This window comes from Paraburkholderia sp., assembly GCF_035948235.1.
Taxonomy (GTDB): Bacteria; Pseudomonadota; Gammaproteobacteria; order Burkholderiales; family Burkholderiaceae; genus Paraburkholderia.
The window spans coordinates 1-2,456 of record NZ_DASZJJ010000297.1 but is presented as its reverse complement, the minus strand read 5'-3'; the positions used below and the strand labels follow the sequence as shown (position 1 = coordinate 2,456).

4 protein-coding genes are annotated in these 2,456 nt (G+C 66.2%); all 4 read right to left on the bottom strand.

From position 1 onward, the window contains the following. A partial coding sequence (locus tag VG320_RS26515; RefSeq protein ID WP_327203041.1) for an efflux RND transporter permease subunit occupies positions 1 to 416 on the bottom strand: 416 nt, incomplete at its 3' end. Positions 417 to 431: 15 nt separating this feature from the next. Then, positions 432 to 1,016: a GNAT family N-acetyltransferase gene (locus VG320_RS26510; RefSeq protein ID WP_327203040.1), complete on the bottom strand. Its 585-nt coding sequence runs from the start codon at positions 1,014 to 1,016 to the stop codon at positions 432 to 434. Beyond that, positions 1,013 to 1,582 carry a GNAT family N-acetyltransferase gene (locus VG320_RS26505; protein WP_327203039.1) on the bottom strand — a complete coding sequence of 190 codons (570 nt, stop codon included), beginning with the start codon at positions 1,580 to 1,582 and terminating at the stop codon, positions 1,013 to 1,015. The genes VG320_RS26510 and VG320_RS26505 overlap by 4 nt, the downstream gene beginning before the upstream one ends. A gap of 122 nt (positions 1,583 to 1,704) precedes the next feature. Continuing rightward, positions 1,705 to 2,456: metallopeptidase TldD-related protein (locus VG320_RS26500; protein ID WP_327203038.1), on the bottom strand; the 752-nt coding region annotated here is incomplete at its 5' end.

Here is a 2,456-nt window from a genome sequence, read left to right as displayed (position 1 = left end):
AGCATCAGGAAGGTGTTGGACGCCTTCACCACGTTCACGCCCTGCTGCACGACGGCCTGCGGCAAGCGCGCCTCGATCTGCTTGATGCGGTTCTGGACGTCGACGAGCGCGATGTCGGGATTGGTGGCCGGCGCGAAGGTCACGTCGATCTCGAGATTGCCCAGCCCATCGCTGGTGGTCTCGTAGTAGAGCATGCCGTCCGCGCCGTCGAGACTCTCCTCGATGATGCTGGCGACGTTGTCGTCCACGGTTTGCGCCGACGCGCCCGGGTAGGACGCGACGATCACGATCCGCGGCGGCGAAAGCCGCGGATACTGGGCGACCGGCAATTGCGTGATGGCAAAAGCGCCTGCCACCATGACCGCCAGCGCGATCACCCAGGCGAACACCGGTCTGTCGATAAAAAAGAAAGGCACGCGCAGCGTCCTGGGTCAGAAGGCGATCGGGGAACCGGCGGGCGTGGGCGCGCTGCTGAACGCGGGCGCGCCCACCAGGCGCGCCATGTGGAACGTGTCATGCAGCGCGCCGTCGCGAATCGCATCGGCCCGTGCGCGCGCCTCCACCTCGAAGCCGAAGCGGCGGTACAGCGCAAGCGCGGGCGCATTGCTCACGAACACCTGGAGTTCGATGCGGCGCAGGCCCAGCGCCGTGTCCGCCATGTCGAGCAATGCGCCAAGCAGCAGCGAACCCACGCCGCGCCCCTGGAACGCGTCATGCACGCCAACGCCCAGCGAGGCGCAATGCGAACGCCGCCCGTCATGCTCCATCAGTTCCGCCTGGCCGATCAGACGCCCTTCGAATTCCGCGAGGATTCTCGTCGAGCTGCCTTTGATGTTCTCGAGCCAGGCGCGTACGCCTTCGGCGGTGCGATAGCCGTTGGAGAGCGTGGTGGATCGCACGCCGGGCAGGTTCATGAGATCGGCGATCGCGGCGCTGTCGTCGAGTTCGGCGGCGCGCAGACGCACGGCCTGGACGAACGCGCCGCGGGCCGTCGGCGTATCGGTACGGTGGTTCATGGCGCGTCGCTCCCCAACATGGCTTCGTCGTACGATGCATACGGCAACGGCGCGCGCAAGCGCGCCATCAGAAACAAGTCGACGTAGACGCCGTCGCGCAGCGTATGGCCGCGCAAGCGCCCCTCGACCTCGAAACCATACTTGCGATAGAGCGCGATAGCCGCCTCGTTATCGACGAACACCTTCAGTTCGAGGCGGCGCAAGCCGAGCCAGTTATCGGTCAGATCGAGCGCTTCGTCGAGCAAACGCGTGGCCACACCGCGCCGCCGCCAGTCGCCATGCACGCCAACGCCGATTTCCGCCACATGCGCACGGCGCGTCTTGCCGATATCAACCTGCGCTTCGCCTACCAGCCGCTCGCCCATCCACGCGCCGATCATGATCAGTTGCGGCGAGCGTTTTTCGATCCATTCTCGCGTGGACGCGAGCGTACGGAACGGCGTCTGCGGATCGCCGTGCGCCATCGAAGGCGCGTAGATCAACTCGTGAAGCTGCGCAGCGTCGCTTGCGCGAATGCCGCGCAGCACGAGCGCATCGTTCGGTTCTGCAATTGCGTTGTTCGACATCGGAGCGTCCTTGTTGTTTTCGATGTGCTGCACTTGCGCACACCTGTTCCGAACTGCTTTGCCGATCGAGGCGCGCGGCCCGCGCGCCTGCATGTTCACACCAGGTTCGCGCGACCCTCGCGCTACAACACCAGTTCGAACGACTTCACGAGCGCGCCCGGCAATTGCAGGCCGCCGGTCGCGCGCTGTCCCCAGGTGGAATCGGAGAGCAGCATCTCGGGCTGCGCGCCCAGCGCCTCGAGCCGCTCGCCCAGCAGACCATAGAGATGGTCGTCGAAGCGCATGGCGTCCACGGGCGCGACGATCTCGCCGTCTTCCACCCAGAAGGTCGCAAAGCGCGTCATGCCGGTCAGCCGGCAATTCATGCGGTCCGAAAAATTCACGTACCACAGATTGCCGATATACAAGCCCGTGCCCAGGCGCGTTAAAACATCGCTCTGCGCGAGATCGCCGCCCGCCATCGCAAGCGACGTGGGCATTTCCTGCGGCAGCGCGCCGTTGGGCTCCAGCCCGTATTCGCGCGCCGAACGCGCGCTCGTCAGCCGCCCCACACTGCGCCCCGCCTCGATCAGCGGCACGCTCGCGCGTAAGTAGCCGTCGTCGTTGAATGCGGGCGCGATGCCGAGTTCGAGCGATTCCGCCAGCGAAATACGCTTGTCGAACGCCGCTGCGCCCGTATTGAGCTTGTAAAGCGGGCTGGTGGACGACGCCTGGGCGCGCGCCGAAAAGCCGTTCCATGCCGCCGCTTCCACCAGTTCAGCCAGCGCCGCGGGCGCCAGCCACGCACGATAGCCGCCGGGCGTCAGCACGCGCGGCGCGCGCAGCAGAACCGGCAGGGGTTCAGCCGCCTCACGCACCTTGTCGGCGAAAACGG

Excerpts from the sequence above, each read along its gene's own strand:
- VG320_RS26505 (WP_327203039.1), bottom strand. The coding sequence starts at position 1,582 with ATGTCGAACAACGCAATTGCAGAACCGAACGATGCGCTCGTGCTGCGC.
- VG320_RS26510 (WP_327203040.1), bottom strand. The coding sequence starts at position 1,016 with ATGAACCACCGTACCGATACGCCGACGGCCCGCGGCGCGTTCGTCCAG.